The organism is Pseudomonas sp. FSL R10-1350, assembly GCF_009600525.1.
Classification (GTDB): domain Bacteria; phylum Pseudomonadota; class Gammaproteobacteria; order Pseudomonadales; family Pseudomonadaceae; genus Aquipseudomonas; species Aquipseudomonas helleri.
In genome coordinates this window covers 1-1,159 of record NZ_WIVR01000159.1, presented here as the reverse complement: position 1 = coordinate 1,159, position 1,159 = coordinate 1, and the positions used below count along the sequence as shown (strand labels likewise).

The window sequence follows — 1,159 nt, the reverse complement described above, 5'->3', positions numbered from 1 at the left end:
AGCACGAAGTGAACGAGCTGATGCTGATTGGCGGCGCGCAGTTGTACACCCAAGGGCTGGCGGATGCCGACCGCCTGAGCGACTGGCACCATGCCCTGGAAAAACTCGGGCTGCCGTTTGCCACCAGCGCACCCATCAACTGGCTGGAGACAGGCCATGACTAAGCCACTGACGCTGGCCGTGGTCGGCCACACCAATGTCGGCAAAACCTCATTGCTGCGCACCCTCACCCGCGATGTCGGCTTTGGCGAAGTGTCCCATCGCCCCAGCACCACCCGGCATGTAGAAGGCGCACGGTTGTCGGTGGACGGCGAGCCGCTGCTGGAGTTATACGACACGCCGGGGCTGGAAGATGCCATCGCCCTGCTCGACTATCTGGAACGCCTCGACCGCCCCGGCGAGCGCCTTGACGGCCCGGCGCGGGTCGCACGGTTTCTCGACGGCAGCGAAGCGCGCCAGCGGTTTGAGCAAGAAGCCAAAGTGCTACGCCAATTGCTGGCCTCGGACGCCGGGCTGTATGTGATCGACGCCCGCGAGCCGGTGCTGGCCAAATACCGCGACGAACTCAGCGTACTGGCCAGTTGCGGCAAGCCGCTGTTGCCGGTGCTCAACTTTGTCAGCAGCCCGCAGCACCGCGAGCCTGAATGGCGCGACGCCTTGGCCCGGCTCGGCCTGCATGCGCTGGTGCGTTTTGACAGCGTGGCCCCGCCGGAAGACGGCGAGCGCCGCCTGTATGAAAGCCTCGCCTTGCTGCTGGAGCATTCACGCGGCGCGCTGCAACGCTTGATCACTGATCAGGAGGCTCAACGCGAAGCACGCAAACACAGCGCCCTGCGCATGATCGCGGAACTGTTGATTGACTGCGCCGCGTGCCGGCGTAGCGTGGCCAGCGAAAAAACTGTCGAGCAACAGGCCATCAATCAACTGCGCGAAGCGGTTCGCCAGCGTGAACAACGCTGCGTCGAGGCGCTGCTCAAGCTGTACGGTTTTCGCCCCCAGGACGCGGCGGCCAGCGACTTGCCGTTGCTGGACGGACGTTGGGGCGACGACTTGTTCAACCCCGAAACCCTCAAGCAATTGGGGGTGCGCGTGGGCAGCGGGATTGCCGCCGGCGCCGCTGCCGGGGCGGGTGTGGACTTAATGGTCGGCGGCCTGACCC

At 65.3% G+C, this 1,159-nt stretch carries 1 protein-coding gene; it reads left to right on the top strand.

The annotated features are described in order from the left end of the window. Positions 1-156: 156 nt before the first annotated feature. Positions 157-1,159: GTPase/DUF3482 domain-containing protein (locus GHO25_RS25615; RefSeq protein WP_153393370.1), on the top strand; the 1,003-nt coding region annotated here is incomplete at its 3' end.